We start from the raw sequence: 21,522 nt of genomic DNA, 5'->3' as shown, positions 1-21,522 counted from the left end.
TTACGCATTTCCCATTAAATCATCAAATTTAACTTTTTTATCAGTTACTCTAGCTTTAGACAGCACCCAAGCAACTGCGTTCTCTTCCGTCGCTAAAGCTGAAGGCTCATCCAAACGCTTATGATCAGCATAGTACCAAGTCACTACATCCGCCGGGCGCTCGAAACTCTGAGAGAACACATCAACCATTGCGCGAATCTGGTCAGCGTTTGCATGCAAGCCATTGGTATTAATAAGCTCACCTAAAATCAAACGTAACTTTGTACTGCGCTTGGCCTGATCTTCAAACATGGTCGGTTCAAGCTTGATTGTGCTTAAATCAGCACCACGTTGCTTCAGGTTTTGCGCTGTAGTTTCCATCATGCGGTTGATTTCAGAGCCTAGCAACACGCGTGGAATTTCAAAGTCGGCACTTTCTACCAATGCCTGAAATACCTGCTCTTTTAATTTTGCAGCAACGCGCTTAGCTACTTCTTGCTTTAAGCTCTCGGTAATTTCGGCCTTCATTTTTTCTACATCACCATCTTCAATACCGAGGCTTTTTGCAAAATCAGCATCCAATTCAGGTAATTTCGGCTCTGATACGCTTACATACGTAACATCATAAGTCACAGTCTTGCCTGCAAGCTGCTCTGGGCTATGATCTGCAGGATAAGTTATTTCGAATTGTTTTGAGCTACCAGCTTTGCCGCCAGTCAATTGCTCATCAAATGACTCGATACGACCTGCTTCACCTAAAACCAGATCAATACCTTTGTCACCGGTTGATTCAACTTCTTTACCATCAATAGAGGCTTTAAGCGTCACGTTAATGCGATCACCTTTTTTTGCCGCGCGTTTAACAGGAACGTAACTCACACGTTGCTTAACTAAAACGTCTAAAGTTTTCTTAACGTCAGCATCAGCCACTTCAATCACTGGACGCTCGATTTTAATTTTTGATAAATCACCAAAAACAACATCAGGAAACACTTCAAACGTTGCTGTGTACTCTAAAGCCTCAGAAGCCGCACCGAAGGGTTTGTGCTCAATATTAGGAAAGCCGGCTACACGCAATTTAGCTTCGTCAACCGCGTCGCCAAAGCTTTTCTCAACTGCGCCTGAATAAACCTCATCACGCACTTGATCACCATAATGCTGATTCACCAAGCCTAATGGTGCTTTACCCGGCCTAAAACCCGCAACTTTTGCAGTGCGTGACACTTGAGTTAAACGCTGTTTAATTTGCGCCTCAAGCGGCTGGAGTGGAACAGAAATCGTGATGCGACGTTCTAATTTACTGAGTGTTTCAACATTCAATGCCATGCTGTTTTATTCCTAAAGTTCTAAATGCAATATTGTAAGCGGCCAGTTAAATGCAAACATGCGCTACAAAACTACGTTTAATAAGTAAGTTGGTACGAAAAAGAGAGCATCAAAAACCATGATTTGACGGCAGTTACAGCGAGGATTTAATAATACTCGCGCAATTTTTTGTTCGCCACAAAAACGCTGGTTTTATAGGCTCACTACTTCGCTTTATTTAAGCGGGAAACTATAGCATATTAGGCTTTTGTTCACAAACGACACGGATAGTTTTTTATTTCTGACAATAATGGTTAATTCTCCGATTCCAAACTTGAGTTTTTTCAAGCACTTTACAACTATCCATACACTTCACCGATTGATATGCAAAAAAGGGCGCCTAAGCGCCCTTTTTCACAATTTAAAATGATTCTTATGCTATTACCAAGTGCGTTTAACGTAAAAAGTCAATTTTTTATCATTTACATCCCTATCACTTGATGATATGTAAAATTCCTGATCTTCCACATTAAACGTATCTGTAAAAATAACACCAGCATTGAAACCTTCTATTGGCTTACCCGCTCCAGGTAAAGAGAAGTCACGGTTCAAACCAATCGCATAGTCACCCTGATCACCTGCCAGATTACGCGTATTTTGATAACCAACTTTTGCCATAAAATTCAAATCACCAATAGGAAGTTTTTGATTCACTTTCAATTCATGATAATCCGCATTTTTACTATCACGAGCACCATAATAATCAGTCAGCACATTATAGTAAGTATAGGTAAGTAATTTATAAGAGATGGCCGCAGAAACTTCAAATGAGTCGATTGATTTTCCATCTGCCTTTCTATTTTCTGGATACCAATAGTAATTACCCATAAAATTTACACCAAGTCCATTTTCAAAGGTATAGGCATAACCACCGTAAAGATCAACTTCTTGATGATTGCCAACAGCGTAGTCTGGGTCAATAGTTGAAAACCATGTGCCCAAATAAAAACCACTGCTATGCACCCAATCAATACCGCCTTGTAACGCTGGACCATCGCTTAAAGCAACACCACGGAACATATAATTACTATAAAGGCCAAGGTTGAAACTAAGTGTATATGGTGGCGCCGGTTCAGCTGGAGCAGCAGCTACAGCCTCAACAGCCGCTGGCGCAGCAGCTTCTGCAGAAGCATAAGCACAGCTAAATAAAATTGGTGCAGCACATAATGCGCTAACCACATGACGATTTTTAATCCAAACTAAAGAGTTCATATAATTCCCTTGATGTAAGTTAAAAAATATTTAAATAATGATTAATTCCTTGAGAATTATATTGAATGAATTGACAACGAGGCGCAACCCATTATTAACATATATGCAACAATTCATTATAAATACAACAAAAAATAGCGCCTAAAAATGGGGCGTTTAAGTAAATTTTGCACCTAGGTCGTGCATATTTTGAATACTAAGCATATTGCCGGATATTTAAATTGGAAATGAGTAAACGTAAATAGATGATTAGCAATAAAAAAGGCTTCCCGAAAGAGAAGCCTTTTTTATATTCTGGTGCGAAAGGAGAGACTCGAACTCTCACGCCTTACAGCGCTGGAACCTAAATCCAGTGCGTCTACCAATTCCGCCACTCTCGCAGGTAGATACGGCTAAAATCAACGCCGCTCGAAACAAGGCGACATTGTATATCAACTAACGCCTTTGAGAATAGATATAAAATAGAAATTATATGAATATTTTATTGAATAGCTATATACAGCTGGAGTTGTGCCTGATTTTCTAGCAGAAAAGCCCGTGATTGTGCGAGAATGATACCTAAATTAACTAACCATCTTTTTTACAAATTTAGGTAAATCAAAACATCATGCAAACCAATATCAATCAAAACGAAATCAGTATGCTACGCGCTGAATTAGAACTTTTAATGCGCGAGCGTCAATCCTTACTAAAGGTCACTGGTGCAGCTGCAGGGCTAATCGCCGAGATGGATAGCCATGACCTGCCTATTTCAACCGTAGAAGCCGCTGATTTATTAGCGACTTCTATCAATGGGTTAAACGAGGAGACATTACAGGATGCATTAATTGCTGTACACGCTGAAATTGTTGATTAAAATCATTTTTTATATTTTCAAGATTAAAATTTAACTTCACTCTTCAGCTTTGATTATGCGCACTTGTCCATCGATATTAAGTTCCATTTCAAAGCTAATTACAATTAGCACCTTAGCCGTTTGTTTGCCCTCATTCCTGACAGCTTGTAGCTTTCAAAAATACAACCCTCAGCCAATAAACGCTATAGCGAATGCCGTCAAGTTTGAAAGCAAAGACACCTCCAGCGATCAATTTCAACAATTTTTAGTCAATAATGGCTACAAGACTGATCGTTTACCTATAAAAGAATGGGGTTTGGATGAGCTGACTTATTGCGCACTTTTCTTTCACCCAAGTTTAGATGTTGCCCGCGCACAATGGCGCGCAGTGCAGTCAGCAGAAGTTGCTGCTGCCGCAAAGACTCTACCGACTTTAAATGGCAGTATTGCGCACAGCAATGACTCTGACCCAACTAAAAAACCATTTGCATTTGGGTTGAGCATTGATATTCCAATTGAAACAGCAAACAAACGCAACATCCGTATAGAAAATGCGCAGCATTTGTCGCAAACTGCGAAACTTGAAATTGCTCAAACCGCATGGAAATTACGCCAGAATATTGCGCAAACACTGACCGAATATCAATTTAATCAAAAACAATTAACCTTATTAGCGTCCGAAGTCGCACGCCGCCAAGAAATAGTGGCTATTTATGAAAAGCGTTTGAGCTTGGGCGCGGTTTCAAATGTTGAATTAAGTACCGCGAAATTACAATTGCAATCTATTCTTTCTGAACAAAATAACAAGCAGAAAAATAAATTAGTGCTGCTATCAACACTAGCCAAAAACTTAGGTTTACCTCTGGCGAAAGTTGAGACGATGCAATTGGCGAGCGGTGACGGTAAACAAATGATGCATCCAAACAATCAAGACCAACAACTGCAAACTGCTGCCCTGCTTAACAGGATTGATATTCGTATCGCATTAGAACGGTACGCTGCAGCTGAAACCAAATTGAAATTAGAGATTGCTAAACAATATCCGAATCTTGTAATTAGCCCCGGTTACACTTATGAATTCGGCGATAATCTGTGGTCATTAGGAATATCCAGCTTACTGACGCTACTCAATAAAAATAAACTAGCCATTACGGAGGCAACTCAACTACGTGAAGTAGAAGCTACACAATTTGAAGCATTGCAAATGAAAGTAATCTCAGACATTCATATTGCTAACAGCTTGGTAGCACAAACCCAGCAAGCTTTACTAAATCAGCAAGCTTTACTCAACCAGCAACAAACCTACACTAAACGTACCGAACGAAAATTTGTGGCTGGAGAGATTGATAGGCTTGAATCGGCATTTGTTAAATTAGAGAATATTGCGGCTGAAAAGAATGTAGCACTAGCAGAGTTTCAACTTAATACTGCAATCAACCAATTGGAAAACGCCTTGCAACAGCCAATAAGCACCTTAATAACTAGTGGGAATTTAACTGGTAAAAGTTTAACTAGTGAAAAGTTAACTAACGAAAAACTAGAAAGTGCGTCTTTAAGACAGTAAGCTTTTCGCCAGAAGTGCGTGACAGGAAAAATAAAATGAATCGTAAAATCGCTATTATCATCGGCATACAAGCATTTTTAATAGTGATGCTTTTTTGGCTATTGGTGTTTTATGGCAAAGATGAGTTTGAAGTCTTAAATCAGTCACAAGAAGAAGAAATAGAAACGCCAAATCGGGTTAGCAACAAGGACGGCGTTACCCTAATTACTGTTAACATAGCCACGCAACTTCAAAGCGAGATTCAAACAAGTCCACTTAAAGCTAGCACTCACCAAGCCAACATCAGCACCTATGGTAGTGTGATGAGCATAGATAGCTTAATCGACCTCAGGACGCGTTATTTAGCTGCAAAATCTGAAATTGATATTTTACGTACGTCGTTAGCGCAAAATAAAAATGAATATACGCGCTTACAAGCACTCAACCAAGATGACAAAAATGTATCGGACAAAGTTGTTGCGGCAGCCGCAAGCACCATCAGAGCAGATGAAGCCAAAATAGCAGCAGCTGAATCAAGCGCTAAAAATCTTGCTGACAGCATGCGTCAACTATGGGGAGAATCGCTAACAAAGCAGGCGACCCAGCTAACCACCAGCGGATTATTGCAAAACCTAATTACCAGTAAAGAAGTGTTGATACAAACTACACTGCCTTTTGACGCAACAGAACCGCTTGAGAAGAGCAGCATTATGATTGCACCAACAGCGGCTCCATCACACACGATTCGTGCTTATTACATTTCACGCGCCCCTTTTAGCAACGCCACGATTCAAGGTAAAACTTATTTTTACCGTGCCAATTCAACTGAATTACGCGCTGGTATGCAAATCAACGCAATTAACGCAACCTCCAATAAAAGCTTGGCAGGAGTGATCGTGCCGAATGATGCAATTATCTGGTATGCAGGAAAACCTTGGGTTTATCGCAAAACTGGCGAAGAACAATTTAGCAGACTACCCATTAAAACCGATATTGAAGTTGAGACCGGCTGGTTTTATCAAGGTAATTTAAAAGAGAATGATGAAGTTGTAACCAGCGGCGCTCAATTATTATTATCAGAAGAGTTTAAATCACAGATTACTAACGAGAACGAGGATTAAATTGCCATGATATCGGCTTTAGTCCGTTTTTCTATTCGCTTTAGTGGCGTCATCATAGGCTTAGCCATGATTATGGTGTTATATGGTTTATATACGCTTAACCGCAGTAATTTAGACGTATTCCCTGAATTTTCCCCCACACAAATTATTATTCAAACAGAGTCTCCAGGGCTTTCTGCTGAACTAGTAGAGAGTATCGTCACACAATCTATAGAAACTAGTATTGCAGGTACGGTGGGGATTGAAAGCATGCGTTCGCAATCAATCCCTGGTTTATCTATCGTTACTATCATTTTTGATGAAAGTACCGACATTTATCGTAATCGGCAAGTCATAGCAGAGCGCTTGGCAACGCTTAATAATAAGCTGCCACAAGGCATCACACCCAATATTACGCCGCTAACTTCTTCTGCCAGCACAGTGCTCGGGGTTGGTTTAACCTCAAAAACACGCAGCTTGACGGAAGTTCGTACGCTAGTAGATTGGGTCATTGTGCCGCATTTATTGGCGATTCCAGGTGTGGCAGACGTAAATGTGTTCGGCGGAAAAGTACGGCAGTTTCAGGTACAGGCCGACCCTGAAAAAATGATTCGATACGGCATCTCACTTATCCAAATTGAAGATGCAGTAAAAAAAGCGACCGGGGTACGCGGCAATGGCTACATTGAAAATAAAAATCAGCGCATTGTCATCAATACTGAAGGTCAAGCCACTTCACCTGAAAAACTAGCGCAAGTCACATTGCTGCACAAAAACGGGCAAACGATACGGCTAGGTGACATAGGTAAAGTCGTTGAAGGTGCCGCACCATCTATCAGCGCAGCTGCGATTAACGAAGAAACCGGGGTTTACCTTTCTGTACAAGGTCAATTAGGTGCCAATACACATGGCGTGACACTTGCAATTGAGCGCGCACTGCAAGAACTAAAACCTAGCTTAACTGCAGAAAATGTGACCTTGCATGAAGGCCTGTTTAGACCTGCAAATTTTATCGAAGTCGCCATTCAAGGGGTACGTACAGACATCTTAATTGGCTCCGTGTTAGTCATCGCCATCCTGTTTTTGTTCTTATTCAACGTACGTACTGCATTTATTTCCGCAACGGCAATTCCGCTTTCATTACTCACAGCCATCGTGGTGATGAGTTATTTCAATATCGGACTTAACATCATGGTGCTGGGAGGTTTAGCGATTGCTCTCGGTGAAGTAGTTGATGATGCCATTATTGATACTGAAAATATTTTCAGACGGCTACGTGAAAATCGTTTGTTATCGCAACCCATACCTACGCATCGTGTAGTGTTTAATGCATCAATGGAAGTACGTAGCTCAGTAGTCTATGCCACCATTATTGTGGCATTGGTATTTCTGCCACTACTCACGCTAGGTGGCGTAGCCGGTAAATTATTTGCGCCACTAGGCTTTGCTTATATTGCCGCTATCCTCGCCTCATTAGTGGTTGCGCTCACCCTCACCCCGGCCCTTTGTTATCTGCTTTTAGGTAACGCTAAACTGGAATCAGAAGATCCACCGATGATTCGTATCATCAAAAAATGGTACATTAAAGTGCTACACCGTATTGAAAAACAATATAAATTTATTATTGCGGCCAGTTTTCTGGTGATTGCTATCGGCCTGGGCACCCTGCCCCTATTCAAAAGCCAGTTCATCCCAGCTTTATATGAAGGTCATTACATCATGCACATGACCGCTGTGCCAGGGACTTCTGAGCAAGAGTCATTGCGGATTGGTAAAAGAGTTTCTGCTCTCATTCGTAACATTAAAGGGGTTAAATCGGTAGTGCAATGGGTTGGGCGCGCGCCCAATGGCGCAGACTCATTTGGTACCCATTATAGTGAATTTGAAATCGAAGTAGGTGCAGTTTCAGGCGAAGAACAACGCCGCATCCTCAACAGAATTCGAGAAGAGTTAGCTGGTGAAGAAATTGATGATGATGGTGATGGTATAGCTGAGGCTGGATTTATTGGGGTAAATTTTGCCATCAATACCTTTTTAACCGAACGTATAGAAGAAACCATTTCCGGCTACGCCGCATCAACTGTCATTAATATCTACGGTCAGGATTTAGACGCGCTAGACCGCGATGCCAACGCAATCGCAAGTGTAGTAAAAGGTATCAAAGGCGCTAAAGATGTATTAGTTCAATCTCCGCCAGGAACGCCTCAACTGGTGATACGACTACGCCCAGAAAAAATGGCGCAATTAGGCTTACAGCCAACCGACGTTTTAGATAACATTCGCGCAGCCCACGAAGGCGTACCAATCACGCAAGTATATGAGGGAAACCGCGTGATTGGTGTCAGCGTGTTGCTTGATTTGGAAGCCCGCGATGATGTGCAAGAGGCAGGCAGTTTGCCATTGTTTAACCCTGAAGGAAAATTACTGCGGTTACGTGATGTTGCTGATATTGCGCAGGAAAATGGACGCTCTAAAATACTCCATGCAGGTGCAAAACGCATTCAGACCGTCACTGCAAATGTAAGTGGACGAGACATTGAATCATTTACCGACGAACTTAAAAATACATTAAAAAATGACGTTGTATTATCGCAAGGTGCATATTTAGAATTTACTGGTGCAGCGGAAGCCAATGCAAAATCAAGAGAGGCGTTAATCTTACAATCACTTTTGGCAGGTGTCACTGTGTTCCTGATGCTCTATATCGCTTTTGGTCGCCTGCGTAACTTATTGCTCACATTTGCAAACCTGCCTTTTGCGTTATTTGGTGGGGTACTCGCCATTATGGCAACAGGTGGCTGGATATCGATTGGCTCGCTGGTCGGGTTTGTAACGTTATTTGGCATCACCCTACGCAACTCCATTATGATGGTGTCGCATTACCAACATCTGGTGGATGAAGAAAATTGCATTTGGGGTTTAGAAACTTGTATTCGCGGCGCCTCTGAACGACTACCATCCATTTTAATGACAGCTTTAGTCACATCACTTGGCTTATTGCCGCTCGCAATAGCTAGCGGTCAGCCTGGGCGTGAAATTGAAGGACCAATGGCCACCATCATTGTGGGTGGTTTAATCACTTCCACCATACTTAATCTGCTTATTCTGCCTACGATTATGTTGCACTTCGGGCGGTTTGAAAAAGACATTCAAAACTAATGCTATAAGATAGCGGCACCCACTAAAAAAGTAAGCTAAAAATAATCAGTAGCTAGTCATATTTAATGTACTTAAACCGCACATCATCGTTGGGAGTTCCAGTTAATGCGCCGCCTTCCAACGCGGGTTGCCAACCAATAACCGCCTCAATTTTAGCCGCCAATTGAAAATCTTTATCTGTAATACTTTTTGCATCATGCGTACATAACTTTACAATCACAAACGCATACGACACGGTCAAATCTGGATGATGCCATGCCGCCTCGGCCAAATGCCCTACTGTATTCACCACCATAAGTGTGGCTTTCCAACCGCTGGTTTTATATTTACGGCGTATCCAGCCATTTTCTAAATACCAATGTGGTAACTCAGTCTTTAATTTATCTTCAACAGCTTGGTTGGTATAAACGCTACTAGATGCCATAAGTTCGCCTTTTATGTAACTGCAGAGTTAATGAGCAAGCCAGTTTCCTTAAGTTTCTGCAAACTAAATCCTTGCTCGAAAATAGTATAATCCGCTTTGTTCAATACCCAAGCCTGATAGCTGTTCTGCGATGTTTCACTTTGGATAAAATTGATGAATTGTCTGTCAATCAATTCATCATCAACCAAATTTTGCAGCTTGCTTGGAGCTTCTGTCTGATATGTTATCAGTGGCTTAGACTTTACTAATATCAGTTGTTCCGCTCCTAGCTTATTCGCCAGCCAAGCACTTAAACTATCAGAAGTAACATGCCAGTTATTTGGAATGCTACTGTCTGCCAAAGCCATTTTACTTGGCAGCCAGACAATACCGCGATGCTGCCACCCACGCTCGGCAATCTCAAGCTCACTACTCGCAGTAACTAGCGCAGAGTTCATACCTGCTAACATTATTCCATACTGGTCCATTGCTAATAAAGCAAGTTGATGGGCTACAGCATCACTTACATTTGAAACTTTCTGCGCCTCGCGTACTGAGTTAGCAAACAAACCTCCACCTGGCACAATAATTATTTTACCGTCACTGAATTTTACTAAAATTTCCAACCACTTCACCAGCTCAGGTGAACCAAGCAAACTACCACCTATTTTTACTATCCACATTTTGTCATCCACCGATACCTATATTTCAAAGTATCAGATTAAGGTTAAACCTAAATTAATTACACTTTGATAAAACACTTTTATAAAACACTTTGATAAAACTTATTGATTAAGCATGATTTTGTTATCGTTTTTACAAAAAACTTAATCGGCACGCGTAAAAAACTGCATGGTTTTTAACATACTTGATGCTTTATCCAATGTTTCAGCATACTCTTTTTCCAGCACTGAGTCCGCAACGATGCCGCCACCAGCATAAAAACTAATTTCACCCTCATTTTTATTCTTAGCAACAAAAACAGCTGTACGAATGGCTATATTGGTATCCATGTTGCCGTCAAATCCAATATATCCAATGGCACCACAATACACACCACGCCTATGCGGTTCAAGTTCTTCAATAATTTGCATGGCTCTCAACTTGGGCGCGCCAGTAATTGAGCCTCCAGGAAAGCATCCACGTAATAAATCAATCGCAGTTTTAGTCTTTTGCAACACCCCAGTAACGATGCTTACCAAATGATGCACATTGGCAAAGCTTTGCAAAATAAATAATTTATCCGCTTTTACTGAACCGATTTCGCAGTTTTTACTAATATCGTTACGTAGTAAATCAACTATCATCAAATTTTCAGATCTGTCTTTCAGGCTCGCTTGCAAATCCTCTGCAAACTGCTCATCTACGACTACGTCATCTGATCTAGGCCTAGTGCCCTTAATTGGGCGAGTCTCGACATGATTGCCGACTATTTGTAAAAATCTCTCTGGTGAGCCAGAAAGCACCTGCAAAGTACCAAAGTTCATGTATGCCATAAAAGGTGCCGGGCTAACTTCTCTAAGCTTGTTGTAAGCCACCCAGCCACTACCACGAACTTGAGCCGAAAAACGCTGCGCAAGATTGACTTGATAACAATCGCCTTCTGTAATGTAGCGCTTTATTGCATTAAAGGCTTTTGTATACTGGCTAAAACTCATATTGCTTAAGATAGGACTTGCTAACTCAAACTGAGACTCAGGTGTATTTTTAGGCGTATCAAACATAGCACACAAATTAGCCCAGTCATCATGGGTGGATTGCTGAAAACCATGAGATACCAAACAAGCGATTTTCTCACGATGATCTACCACTACTGCCCAATCATAAATACCCACCATCATGTGCGGTATCGTATTATTTTTTAAAGAAATATCCGGTAAATGCTCAATTTGGCGACCTAAATCATAAGCAAAATAGCCCACTGCACCACCACAAAACGGGTAAACGCTTTGTGGTGCTTTGTAGGGTGCCAATAACTTATTGAGAATTGCAAATGGGTCTTCAAGGCTGACGGTGACTTGCCCATTCTGAGTAATTTCAGATTGTGTATTAGCACCCTCCCCGGTGGTACAGATCGTAATGAACGGCTCAACCACAATGATATCGTAGCGACCGTATTCACTTTCTGGTCGACCACTGTCCAAAAATACTGCCCATGGTTGATGCGCAATCTGAGCAAACAAGCGCGAACTGTCTGGATGATAATTAAGTTCGTGCTTTAACATTGATTTCCCAAACTGGCTACTGCATAGGAAGAAAAACATAGTGCTGCCATGTTGATTGTTTCATCATTATTGACGTTAAGCTTGTCCGCAATAATAAAGTTTGAAACAGGTTCGTACTGAAAGCCAAGTTGATTCGCTAATTCATGCGCCAAGAAACTTCCTGCCCCCGCACCCACAATGCTCAGGTCAAGACAATCTTCCAACAAGGATATTTGACGTAACATGGCTTGTTTTATCTGATTCATTTGCGCATATTTAAACGCATAGGCTAAATTCTTCCAAGATGAGATTGTCGCACCTTTGGCATCACAACCTATCATCCTTGCTATACGCCGCGCACTGGCTTCTATAGTCTTCTCTGCACCATCAGCAGTATCCGCTATATTATCAGCCAAGGGTAAATCACCTGTCAGCATGTAAACATCAGCAGTCGTGGCAAAATGCTCTGCAGCCACATTGACAAGCTGCCCTGCGAACGGTATTTTTTGTGCCAAAGCCATCAAGGGTGTACGCACAACACCCGTGTATACCAATTCATCACTTTGCATACGTATCGCATCATTAAACCCCAGTACTTGCGCCTTGCCATCATGAATTAAAGCAATATCAGTAGTGGTGCTGCCAATATCCAAAAACAAAGCACGCTGCACATTCTGTGCAAGATATTGCACGCTAGCCAGCCAGTTCATTGAGGCAATGTTAGCTGTGTTAATTTCGACTTCATTAGGAGCAACGAAACCTTGTTTACCTGCATAATATTTAACCTGCCCAGCTAGTTTTTTTTGTAAAAACTGTGCAAGTTGCATCACGCCCGCATGACGATTTTGGAAAATATCAGCGAGTTCCCCTGTCATCGTCACAACATGCTTATCGGCGTTAAAATCACTAAGCACTTTATCTACAGCCAAATCTAATTCATGCAAACCACGCCACAATGGACAATATACCTGGCTCGCTGCAAGTACCTTACCTGTAACGTCAACCAGCACAGCCTTTAGATGTGCACCGCCAATATCCCAGCCAATAATAGATGATTTATTCAAAATTTAATCTCGACAATATTTCTTTGCAAAGCAGGTATTTTAAAATGTGGCTCTAATATGCACTCCAGAATACTTTGCGCAGGATTATGCCCTATTGACTCACGCAAACCTGCATAACTACTGGTTAAGCGCGGGTTGATATCTATCACAAATATCTGGTCATTCTCCGTATCAATAATCACATCCACACCTACATAGCCTAACGCATCTGGCATCATTTTAGCGATTTTTCTTGCGAGTGTATCAAAGCGCTGCCAATAAGTATGCATAGCACTTACGCTGATGCCAGTTAGCCTAAATTGACTACCATCACATTCAATATGTTGCTGATTACAGCTCAACAACCAGCCTTTGCCATCACGGCAAATCATCGAAAAACTCGCCGAAGTACCCTGCTGAAAAGGTTGTGCAAAGTAATGCAGGTAATGATCTTCTTGTTCCAGCCAGCTTCTTAAATCATGCAGAGAATCAAACAATCGTATACCATCACAGCCCGCACCGTCTTCAGGTTTAGCAAGCCATTGCTTCACATTTAATTGCAACATCTCATTGAAATAGTCTTGTTGCATTAAATCTTCGCCAGAATATACAGGCAAAGTATGAATGTTTGCTTCTTGCAAGGCTTCGAAACTCAAAGACTTACTAGTGCCAACTAAGGTTGAATCGTAGCCACAACCCAAAAAAATAGTGCCATCTTCTTTTTCTTCGGCAGCCAAACAAAGTTCTGTTAGCTCAAGCAGCATACCATCAGTTTCTGGTGCAATAAGCCAAACTAAATCCGCTTGCTTAAGCACTTTCTTAAACACTTGTTTGAAATTACCGATATTGACTGGGAAGCTTTTGCTGGCATAGGCTGATGGGGACAGTTGCGCATCGTGCATGGTAATCAGCCGATACTGCTCAAGCTCACTTAAGTCGCGTAATAAAGCGTCACGCATTAGCGTGCCTTCTTTCACTAACGATTCAGGCAATGGCGCAACACTTATCTCATCCCTTAAACCGCCACCAGTGATAAACTCGCATACAAACAGTTTTAGTGGTGTCGCCATTATGAAAATTATACCCGTTATCGATTTATTAAATGGTGAAGTCGTACATGCAAAAAAAGGGCAACGGCAACTTTACAAGCCCATACAATCCCAGCTTACCGAATCGAGCGAACCATTAGCTATAGTAGCCGCACTGCTAGCCCTTTATCCATTTACCCAATTATATATTGCCGATTTGAATGCCATTCAAAAATCTGAAGATGGTTATCATACAAATTTTAAAGTGATTGAAGCTATCGTCCAAAGCTACCCTCAACTAACACTATGGTTAGATGCTGGCATTAGCAACAATACCGACTTGAGTATTTGGCAAAAGCTTAATATTCGCCTAGTGATAGGCAGCGAGAGTTTTGCACATATCGGCAACTATTGCTCACTCAGGCATCATGATGAAAACTTTATATTATCACTGGACTTTATGCCGCTCGGTTATCAAGGACCAGCCGAATTACTCGCTAACATTGAATACTGGCCAAAAGATGTGATTGTAATGTCGCTAGGCAATGTTGGTACAAACTTGGGCATTAATGCAGATTTATTAAGAAAAACTATTGGCCGCGCAAAAAGTATTAATGTGTATGCTGCAGGGGGCGTTAGGAATATGGATGATTTAACGACTCTCAAAGAAATGGGTATACATGGCGCTTTAATCGCCACTTCTTTACATCACAAGCAAATATCGTCTGAACAGTTAATGGCGCTGGCTAATAAATAAAGCCCGACTAGCGGGCTTTATTCAGACAAAGTTTAAAACTGTAATTACTCTAAGTTAGCGTGTATAGCGCGCATACCTTCTTCAGTCAAACCTTTCGCCTCAATTAAATCTGCAATCGCGGCTTCTAAGAAAACTAGCGTTGAAAGTTCAAATTGTGAACCCATTGGCATACCTTTTGTTAATGGGAAGCTATTATCGTTACCAATTTGAATTGTCAAGTCAGCTACATCAGCCATAGGTGAAGTTTTTTTCATTGAAATTACCGCTAATTTAGCACCTACTGATTTAGCTTTTTTCACAAACGGCAACAAGGTTTCTGTACCACCTGAACCTGAAACCAAGATTAACAAATCACCCGCTTTAATGGCTGGTGTAACTACTTCACCCACCATACTTACATTGTAGCCAGAGTGAACTAAACGCATTGCAAAGAAGCGTGATACAAGTAAAGAGCGACCTGCACCACCAATAAATGTACGGCCCGCTTCGTCAACTAGCTTTAATAGTTTAGCTGCGTTGCTGTTATCTGTTTCTGACAGGATAGTTGTTAATCTATCTAAAATTAGTTTTTGATGACTCATGATGTTTTCCTTGAATGTTTATCCGTAATTTCAATTCGAAATTTTTTATAAAAAAAATCCCGACCCATTGCTGAGTCAGGATTTTTTAATTACTCATCTCAATAATTTCTTATTGGGTTTGGTTAATTAAAACCAAGCTTAACTTAAGCGTGAGCAATAGCTGTGATTTCAGCAGCAGCAGCAGCTGGATCAGCAGCACCGTAGATAGCAGCACCAGCAACGATGATCGTTGCGCCAGCATCACGTACTTGAGCTGTTGTAGCAGCTTTAACGCCACCAGCAACTGAGATTTCAACGCCTAGGTTCAAAGCAGCAACCAAAGCTAAGTCAGTGAATGGTGTTTGACCAGCAGCTTGTTGATCTAAACCAGTGTGAACACCAATGATGTGAGCGCCAGCAGCAGCAACTTCTTTAGTTTTAGCAGCTTTATCAGCAACGTTGATCAAGTCAACTTGTGCTTTTTTGCCGTATTTGTTAGCAACATCGATTACGCCTTTGATTGTACCAATATCAGCACAACCTAAAACTGTACAGATATCTGCACCAGCTTTGTAGAATGGCTCAGCTTCGTAGAAACCAGCATCCATTGTTTTTAAGTCTACTAAGATTTTGTTGTTTGGGAATTTAGCACGTAAAACTTCTAGTAATTTGATACCGTTGTGTTTAATGCAAGGTGTACCAATTTCAAGAATATCAACGTGTGGTGCAACTGTAGTTGCTAAAGCAACTGTACCGTCAAAATCTAATGAATCTAAAGCCATTTGGGTTAATGCCATGGTGTTTCTCCGTTAAATAATTTTTTAGAATGTTACAAAGTTATTGCTATATTTAGTAATAAATCTTCCGAAACAGTCAGTTAAAGACTGAAATGTGAAATTTAATACTACAATTTTTTACTACACTAAAAACTGGACACTTATAGTAAATGTCCAGCAAATATATGTCAATTCTAAACTTGCAAGATTACAATCAAATTGCAAAATTAGAATTTACGATTTATAGTTTTTCGCTTAAAGCTGCTTCAAGTTTGTTTTGGTCTGCGACGAAGCCGCGAATTCCTTCTGCTAATTTTTCTGTTGCCATTGCATCTTGGTTTAATTCAAAACGGAACTCTTCTTCAGTCAATTTCGCTGGTGCTGTTTTAGTTGCGCCAGTGTCTTTCAATACCTGAACTAATGTGCCTTCTGTAGCAGCCAAATCTTGCAACAAGTTTGGTGAAACAGTTAGGCGATCACAACCCGCTAAAGCAATCAATTCACCAGTGTTACGGAATGAAGCGCCCATCACTACAGTTTTATAGCCATGTTCTTTGTAGTATGCATAAATTGCACGTACTGAAACCACGCCTGGATCTGTTTCTTGCGTGTATTCTGTTGTTGGATTTTTAGCTTTGTACCAGTCTAAAATACGACCAACGAATGGTGAAATCAAGAATACGCCAGCTTCGGCACAAGCACGCGCTTGGCCAAAACCGAACAACAATGTCAGGTTACACTGAATACCTTCTTTTTCTAAGATTTCGCCCGCTTTGATACCTTCCCAGGTTGAAGCCAGCTTAATCAACACGCGCTCTTTACTTACACCTGAATCCTGGTATAACTGAATCAATTTACGGCCTTTAGCCACCATAGCATCCAAGTTGAAAGATAAACGTGCATCAACTTCAGTAGAAATTCGGCCTGGTACTACTTTGGTAATTTCCGTACCAATCAGCACAGCCAATTTGTCTGCAGCATTATCAATTTGTTGTGCTTTAGTACCGCCTTGAGCTTTTGCGTAGGCAATAGCAGTTTCAATCAATGGCGCGTATTGTGGCAATTGGCTTGCTTTTAACACTAATGATGGATTAGTAGTAGCATCTACTGGTTTAACACTTTTAATCGCTTCTACATCACCTGTATCTGCCACGATAGTCGTGATTGCTTTAAGTTGGTCTAATAAATTTGCCATTGCCTGCCTCCTGAAAATTGTTTTCTGAAAATTACTTCAAAGTATCAATTATTTAAAAGTATCTTAAGCTTCTCAAATTAATTTTTTTGGTAAATTTATCCAGAGAAAATATTTGAAACAACTGAAGTCTTATACAAAATCTAGTGCAATATTATATCTGAAAATTCAGCTGCTGTCGTTATGCAACCTTGCTATTCTCTAGTATTTTTCACCTAAGTATATTTCTAACGGCAATATTATTGTAAAAGCAGCGCCTAGTCCCGATTCATTAGCTGCAGTAACGCTACCTCCATGCTTTTTAACGGTCACATCTACAAAATATAACCCCAATCCAGTACCCTCAGAGGCTTGTTGCTCGCCTTCTAAGCGACTAAATCGCTTAAATAATTTAGTGATTTTTTCTGGCAAAATTCCTGGCCCAGTATCAGTAATAATCAATATAGCCAAATTATTTTTTTCAGTTAAACTCACAGTTACAACTGCACCTTCTGGAGAATACTTCACAGCATTCATCAAAATATTCGTCACCGCACGTTGTAACAAGCCAAAATCACCCTTAAGCCATAGACTATCTTCTGGCACACTAGTATTAAAGGTCACTTTTTTTGCACGCGCAGCCGCATACGTATCATCCAACGCTTGCTGTAGCAAATTGACTAAATCTAAATCCTGAAATTTCGCCGCATTTGCCATCTCAGCTCTAGATGATTGAAGAAAGTTATCCGCCATCGCCAACGATTCATTTAACATATTAGTGATGCGTGGCAAGTTTTTATTGTTGTCGCCTTCATTTAACAGCATGATTGCAGCCCCTAATGGCGCACGCAGGTCATGTGAAATAAAGGATAAAGTATCTCTTCTTTCACCATGCAAATCATGCAAATGTTTCGATGCCAACCGAACATTTGAAATGCGTGACCGCATCAAGTCTTGATCATCCGCATATTCCAAATCCTCTTTATTCACACCCAATAAAGCTAAATCCGCGTGAAGATTTTGCAGGGCATTATCTAAATAAATCTGTGCAGATTCAAGCTTACGCCAACTCCATACTGGGTATGCCAGCAAAATGGCAATTAAAGCGCCTGCTGGCGGTATCCAGATATTAAAGAATTGCGGCATTGCTACCGCTATACCCATGACAACAAAGTAATAGAAAACAATTGAAAGTAACGATTTTAACGGGCTTAGTTTTGGTAAAAACAATAACGGTATTACAGCCAAGATAATACTTAATAAGCAGGTTAGCCAAAACGGCGCATTAACAATTAATTCAGAATTTCGCATCGCCGCTATCGCATTAGCATGAAACTCTACGCCAGGCATAGGTTGCATGTGCGCTGAAACCGGCGTGGGCAAAACATCTCCCAGCCCAACTGCGGTTGCACCAACCAGCACGATTTTATCTTTAAAAAAATGTAGGGGGTATTCCCCTGTTAACGCATTGATATACGAAATTCGCTGGAAGTGTCCGGGAGGGCCTAAAAACTTAACTTTACGCTCATCCAGTGAAACTAAGGTAGTTGAACTCTCGCTAGATGTATTTGCTGGAAATAAATGAATACTATTAGGTAATTCTTTTGCTGCCTGTAATACCGCTTGCGAAAAATGTGGCAGTCGAGCCGCACCCAGCCCCTCCCACAAGTAAATACTACGGGCAATACCATCTGCATCCAGCGGCACATGCACACTCCCCATTGCAGCTGCATGTTGTGCATAGGCCGAAATTGGTACACTCTGCTTAACTGGAGAGTCTTTGTATGGTTGTTCAAACAAAATTGGCAAGACTACATTTCCAGCCTGCTTAATCGCATTGGCTAATACCAGGTCGGCTTCAGCATTACTCAGTTCAGGTTCAGAAAAAATAATATCCAAACCTATGACGCGGGCTTGCTCTTGCTTGAGCTTATTCACCAAGTCGGCATGCACTATACGTGACCATGGCCATCGGCCAATACTCTGCAAGCTGGCCTCATCAATTGCAACAATCACAATATCTGCCGGAGCCGGCTTAAAAGTTAGATAACGACCTAAATCGTAATGAAGATTATCAAACCTGACAAGCAAGCCGTTGTAAGCCAATAACACTGCAATCAGCGCAAGTATTATGGCTGTAAAAACACGGTCGCTTAGCTGACGAAATTTGAAATACACACTTAAAATTGCTACGGTATTAAAGAATCGATGTTAAATGAATTGTTAACGCGAAAATTTTCTAACTTCAGAAAATCTCTGTGGCTTACCGTCAGATAAAACGGCTACACGCCAATAAAACTCCCCAGCGCCAAACGATTGGTTGATAGTCAACTTATCGAAAGAAACACGTCGTTCGAAAACGATATCAACAAAGTGAGTATCACGCGCGATTTGTACGGTATAACTATTAGCAGCGGGAATTGGCGTCCAACTAAGCTCTGTCGGTGCAAGAGGAATCACGGCGCCATCTGCCGGTTCAATTAGCTCAAGCACGGGCTCAGGCAGGCGCACCTTAACATTAAAAGCATGTATAGCATCTCTCCCCTGCAAACCATATTGATCTTGCGCTCGTATTCTTAAGTAGTATTGACCATCTGCTAAATCGGCAAATGATAATTTTCCTGACGGTGTGATTTGCTCATTCAAAATTTGTGTAAACTCTGCATCAAGTGCTAACTGGCTTACCCAAACCGCGACACCTTGTTGTTGAGGCAGATTAAAATCGGCAACATTTTTCTCAATTAGCTTCGATAACGCACTCACATCAGGAGCATCGGGCAGTTGAATAGGCGGTGAAGGCGCTTTACCTTTTTCTGCCACACTGCCATAACCCTTGGCAATTAAAACTTCCTGTACTACGCCATTCTCTGCCGCACTGAATGCTACCTGGCCATCCAAAGTTTCTTGCAAGGCAATGTCACCCTCAGCGCCTACTCTAAACTGCGTACCGCGCACAGCGGCAATAGCTGAGGGAGTTTCAACTTGCAGTGTGTTCCCCACAACATGTTCTGGATTTGCAGTAACTTCTGTGCGCCCTTTGACTAGTTTTAAATGTGTTACATAAGTTTCTTTACCTACATATTTATAACTAGCCTGAATACTTAAATTGGAATTTGGTTGAATATCCATATTCGAGCCATCTGCAAACAACAATTTTGCAAGGCTGTTTTTACCTGTTTGCAATGCATCACCTTGCGTCAGAAAATCCCCCTTATTCGCTTTACGCTTTTCGTTGGCTAGCGCACTTGTAACCAGCACATCACCATACACCAGCAAAACTTGTACACTAGTAGGTATTTTTTTTAACATTTCAACAGGAATGCTAATAACTTGACCAGGCTGCAATTTTTTAGTCAGCTTATGCTGATTATATTTAGCTAATTCTGCAATATTTGTACGTTTATTTAAATATTTTTTATAAATAATTTCAAAAGAATCATTTTGGTTAACCGTATATAACCAAATGGCTTCCTGGTTAACATTTTCTGGCCTTGTCACATTGGCAAATGAGGAAAAACTCATAGCCATCAGCAAGATACCAATACAGTAGGTAGCAAATTTCATTGGCAATTACTCAGCTCTCTCTAAACGATATCCCTGCTGGTAAATTGAAGATAGTTTCCAGCCAAATTCGGGAGTTAATTTAAGTTTTGTGCGTAAGTGACTGACATGCACATCGACCTTGCGCGTTTCAACATCTGCAGTAGAGCCCCACACCACCTGCATCAGGTGAGTTCTTGATAATAAAACGCCTACATTTCTTAAAAAATACCAAGCTAAATCTAATTCTTTATCTGTCAGCTTAACCTCTTCACCGTCTAACAATACCAAGCGCTGTTTGGTATCAATCTTTAATCCACCGAAATCACATATTGTGGCATTGGTATACTCAGGCTGGGTTCTTCTAAGTAAGGCGTTAATGCGCACCATTAGCATCTGGCGGCTGGCTGGCTTCACAATGTAATCATCAGCACCAGATTCAATCACCCGCACAATGTCATCTTCTTCACTGCGACCGGTCAAGAAAATGATGGGTGGTAATTTATTTGATCGAAGCTTAATGCTCACCATCACATCTGGCCCCTCCATGTCTGGTAGTGTCCAATCGAAGATACAGAGGTCATATTGTGAATTAGGAAATTTACGTAAAAAATCCAACCCTGTGGCAAAGTGGTCAACTTCAAAATTAGCTTCATTCAGCCATTCTTGGATTGTTTCTGCATAAGCCAAATCATCTTCTAAAAATGCTATTTTTTGTTTTCTATTTACATCTGTCATCATCTGCTGATTCCATATTTTTTATTATCTTTTTAATACCAAAAAATATCCAAACCATTGATATTATTTATTTATTGCCTAAAAGTAACACTAATTTACAATCGACACA

General features: G+C 41.0%; 18 protein-coding genes and 1 tRNA gene. 5 read left to right on the top strand and 14 right to left on the bottom strand.

Translation table 11 applies throughout. The annotated features are described in order from the left end of the window. The 3 genes from tig to Q8J82_RS10935 form a co-directional block, all read right to left on the bottom strand. Complete coding sequence (gene tig, locus Q8J82_RS10945) at window positions 1-1,305, bottom strand: trigger factor (RefSeq protein ID WP_304908316.1); 1,305 nt, start codon at window positions 1,303-1,305, stop codon at window positions 1-3. A 420-nt stretch (window positions 1,306-1,725) separates the two neighbouring features. Further along, window positions 1,726-2,556: a TorF family putative porin gene (locus tag Q8J82_RS10940; protein ID WP_305328302.1), complete on the bottom strand. Its 831-nt coding sequence runs from the start codon at window positions 2,554-2,556 to the stop codon at window positions 1,726-1,728. A 295-nt stretch (window positions 2,557-2,851) separates the two neighbouring features. After that, window positions 2,852-2,936, bottom strand: a tRNA-Leu gene (locus Q8J82_RS10935). A gap of 227 nt (window positions 2,937-3,163) precedes the next feature. Between Q8J82_RS10935 and Q8J82_RS10930 the strand changes: the two genes are divergently transcribed. The 4 genes from Q8J82_RS10930 (at window position 3,164) to Q8J82_RS10915 (ending at window position 9,193) form a co-directional block, all read left to right on the top strand. Further along, window positions 3,164-3,412 (top strand): hypothetical protein, encoded by a 249-nt coding sequence (locus Q8J82_RS10930; RefSeq protein WP_304908318.1) that lies wholly within the window; start codon window positions 3,164-3,166, stop codon window positions 3,410-3,412. A 124-nt stretch (window positions 3,413-3,536) separates the two neighbouring features. Continuing rightward, complete coding sequence (locus Q8J82_RS10925) at window positions 3,537-4,955, top strand: TolC family protein (protein ID WP_304908319.1); 1,419 nt, start codon at window positions 3,537-3,539, stop codon at window positions 4,953-4,955. A 35-nt stretch (window positions 4,956-4,990) separates the two neighbouring features. Then, window positions 4,991-6,055, top strand: coding sequence for a hypothetical protein (locus Q8J82_RS10920; RefSeq protein ID WP_304908320.1), 1,065 nt, complete (start codon window positions 4,991-4,993; stop codon window positions 6,053-6,055). A gap of 6 nt (window positions 6,056-6,061) precedes the next feature. Further along, complete coding sequence (locus Q8J82_RS10915; RefSeq protein WP_305252103.1) at window positions 6,062-9,193, top strand: efflux RND transporter permease subunit; 3,132 nt, start codon at window positions 6,062-6,064, stop codon at window positions 9,191-9,193. 52 nt (window positions 9,194-9,245) lie between these two features. Here Q8J82_RS10915 and Q8J82_RS10910 read toward each other — a convergent pair whose 3' ends face one another. The 5 genes from Q8J82_RS10910 to Q8J82_RS10890 all read right to left on the bottom strand — a co-directional run bounded on the left by Q8J82_RS10910 (window position 9,246) and on the right by Q8J82_RS10890 (window position 13,913). After that, window positions 9,246-9,617, bottom strand: coding sequence for a 4a-hydroxytetrahydrobiopterin dehydratase (locus tag Q8J82_RS10910; protein ID WP_304908322.1), 372 nt, complete (start codon window positions 9,615-9,617; stop codon window positions 9,246-9,248). An 11-nt stretch (window positions 9,618-9,628) separates the two neighbouring features. Beyond that, the gene (locus tag Q8J82_RS10905; protein WP_304889977.1) at window positions 9,629-10,279 is read right to left on the bottom strand and encodes a uridylate kinase; all 651 of its coding nucleotides are present in this window, start codon (window positions 10,277-10,279) and stop codon (window positions 9,629-9,631) included. A gap of 144 nt (window positions 10,280-10,423) precedes the next feature. Further along, window positions 10,424-11,821 (bottom strand): aminodeoxychorismate synthase component I, encoded by a 1,398-nt coding sequence (pabB, locus tag Q8J82_RS10900; RefSeq protein ID WP_304889978.1) that lies wholly within the window; start codon window positions 11,819-11,821, stop codon window positions 10,424-10,426. Then, entirely contained in the window at window positions 11,815-12,864 is a 1,050-nt protein-coding gene (locus tag Q8J82_RS10895; RefSeq protein WP_305252102.1) for a hydantoinase/oxoprolinase family protein, read from the bottom strand. Before Q8J82_RS10895 ends, pabB begins: the two co-directional genes overlap by 7 nt. Then, complete coding sequence (locus Q8J82_RS10890; protein ID WP_304889980.1) at window positions 12,861-13,913, bottom strand: ATP-grasp domain-containing protein; 1,053 nt, start codon at window positions 13,911-13,913, stop codon at window positions 12,861-12,863. The genes Q8J82_RS10895 and Q8J82_RS10890 overlap by 4 nt, the downstream gene beginning before the upstream one ends. A 1-nt stretch (window position 13,914) precedes the next feature. On the opposite strand from Q8J82_RS10890, the gene Q8J82_RS10885 reads away from it, so the two are divergent. Further along, on the top strand, window positions 13,915-14,628 hold the full coding sequence (locus tag Q8J82_RS10885) for a HisA/HisF-related TIM barrel protein (protein ID WP_304889981.1): 714 nt from the start codon (window positions 13,915-13,917) through the stop codon (window positions 14,626-14,628). Between the two features lie 44 nt (window positions 14,629-14,672). Here the strand turns inward: Q8J82_RS10885 and hxlB are convergent, their stop codons facing one another. The 6 genes from hxlB to Q8J82_RS10855 form a co-directional block, all read right to left on the bottom strand. After that, on the bottom strand, window positions 14,673-15,209 hold the full coding sequence (gene hxlB / locus Q8J82_RS10880) for a 6-phospho-3-hexuloisomerase (RefSeq protein WP_304908326.1): 537 nt from the start codon (window positions 15,207-15,209) through the stop codon (window positions 14,673-14,675). 143 nt (window positions 15,210-15,352) lie between these two features. Next, a complete protein-coding gene (gene hxlA / locus Q8J82_RS10875; RefSeq protein WP_304889983.1) occupies window positions 15,353-15,985 on the bottom strand; it encodes a 3-hexulose-6-phosphate synthase in 633 nt (210 codons plus the stop codon). Between the two features lie 220 nt (window positions 15,986-16,205). Continuing rightward, entirely contained in the window at window positions 16,206-17,159 is a 954-nt protein-coding gene (gene tal / locus Q8J82_RS10870; protein WP_305328301.1) for a transaldolase, read from the bottom strand. 198 nt (window positions 17,160-17,357) lie between these two features. Further along, on the bottom strand, window positions 17,358-19,313 hold the full coding sequence (locus tag Q8J82_RS10865; RefSeq protein WP_304908328.1) for a CHASE2 domain-containing protein: 1,956 nt from the start codon (window positions 19,311-19,313) through the stop codon (window positions 17,358-17,360). Between the two features lie 45 nt (window positions 19,314-19,358). Next, window positions 19,359-20,699: a FecR domain-containing protein gene (locus Q8J82_RS10860; RefSeq protein WP_305328300.1), complete on the bottom strand. Its 1,341-nt coding sequence runs from the start codon at window positions 20,697-20,699 to the stop codon at window positions 19,359-19,361. Window positions 20,700-20,705: 6 nt separating this feature from the next. After that, on the bottom strand, window positions 20,706-21,416 hold the full coding sequence (locus Q8J82_RS10855) for a response regulator transcription factor (RefSeq protein WP_370868647.1): 711 nt from the start codon (window positions 21,414-21,416) through the stop codon (window positions 20,706-20,708). Window positions 21,417-21,522 lie beyond the last annotated feature (106 nt).

The organism is Methylotenera sp. (genome assembly GCF_030684185.1).
Lineage (GTDB): Bacteria > Pseudomonadota > Gammaproteobacteria > Burkholderiales > Methylophilaceae > Methylotenera.
The sequence above is the reverse complement of the archived record's forward strand: the minus strand, read 5'-3'. Positions and strand labels throughout refer to the sequence as shown.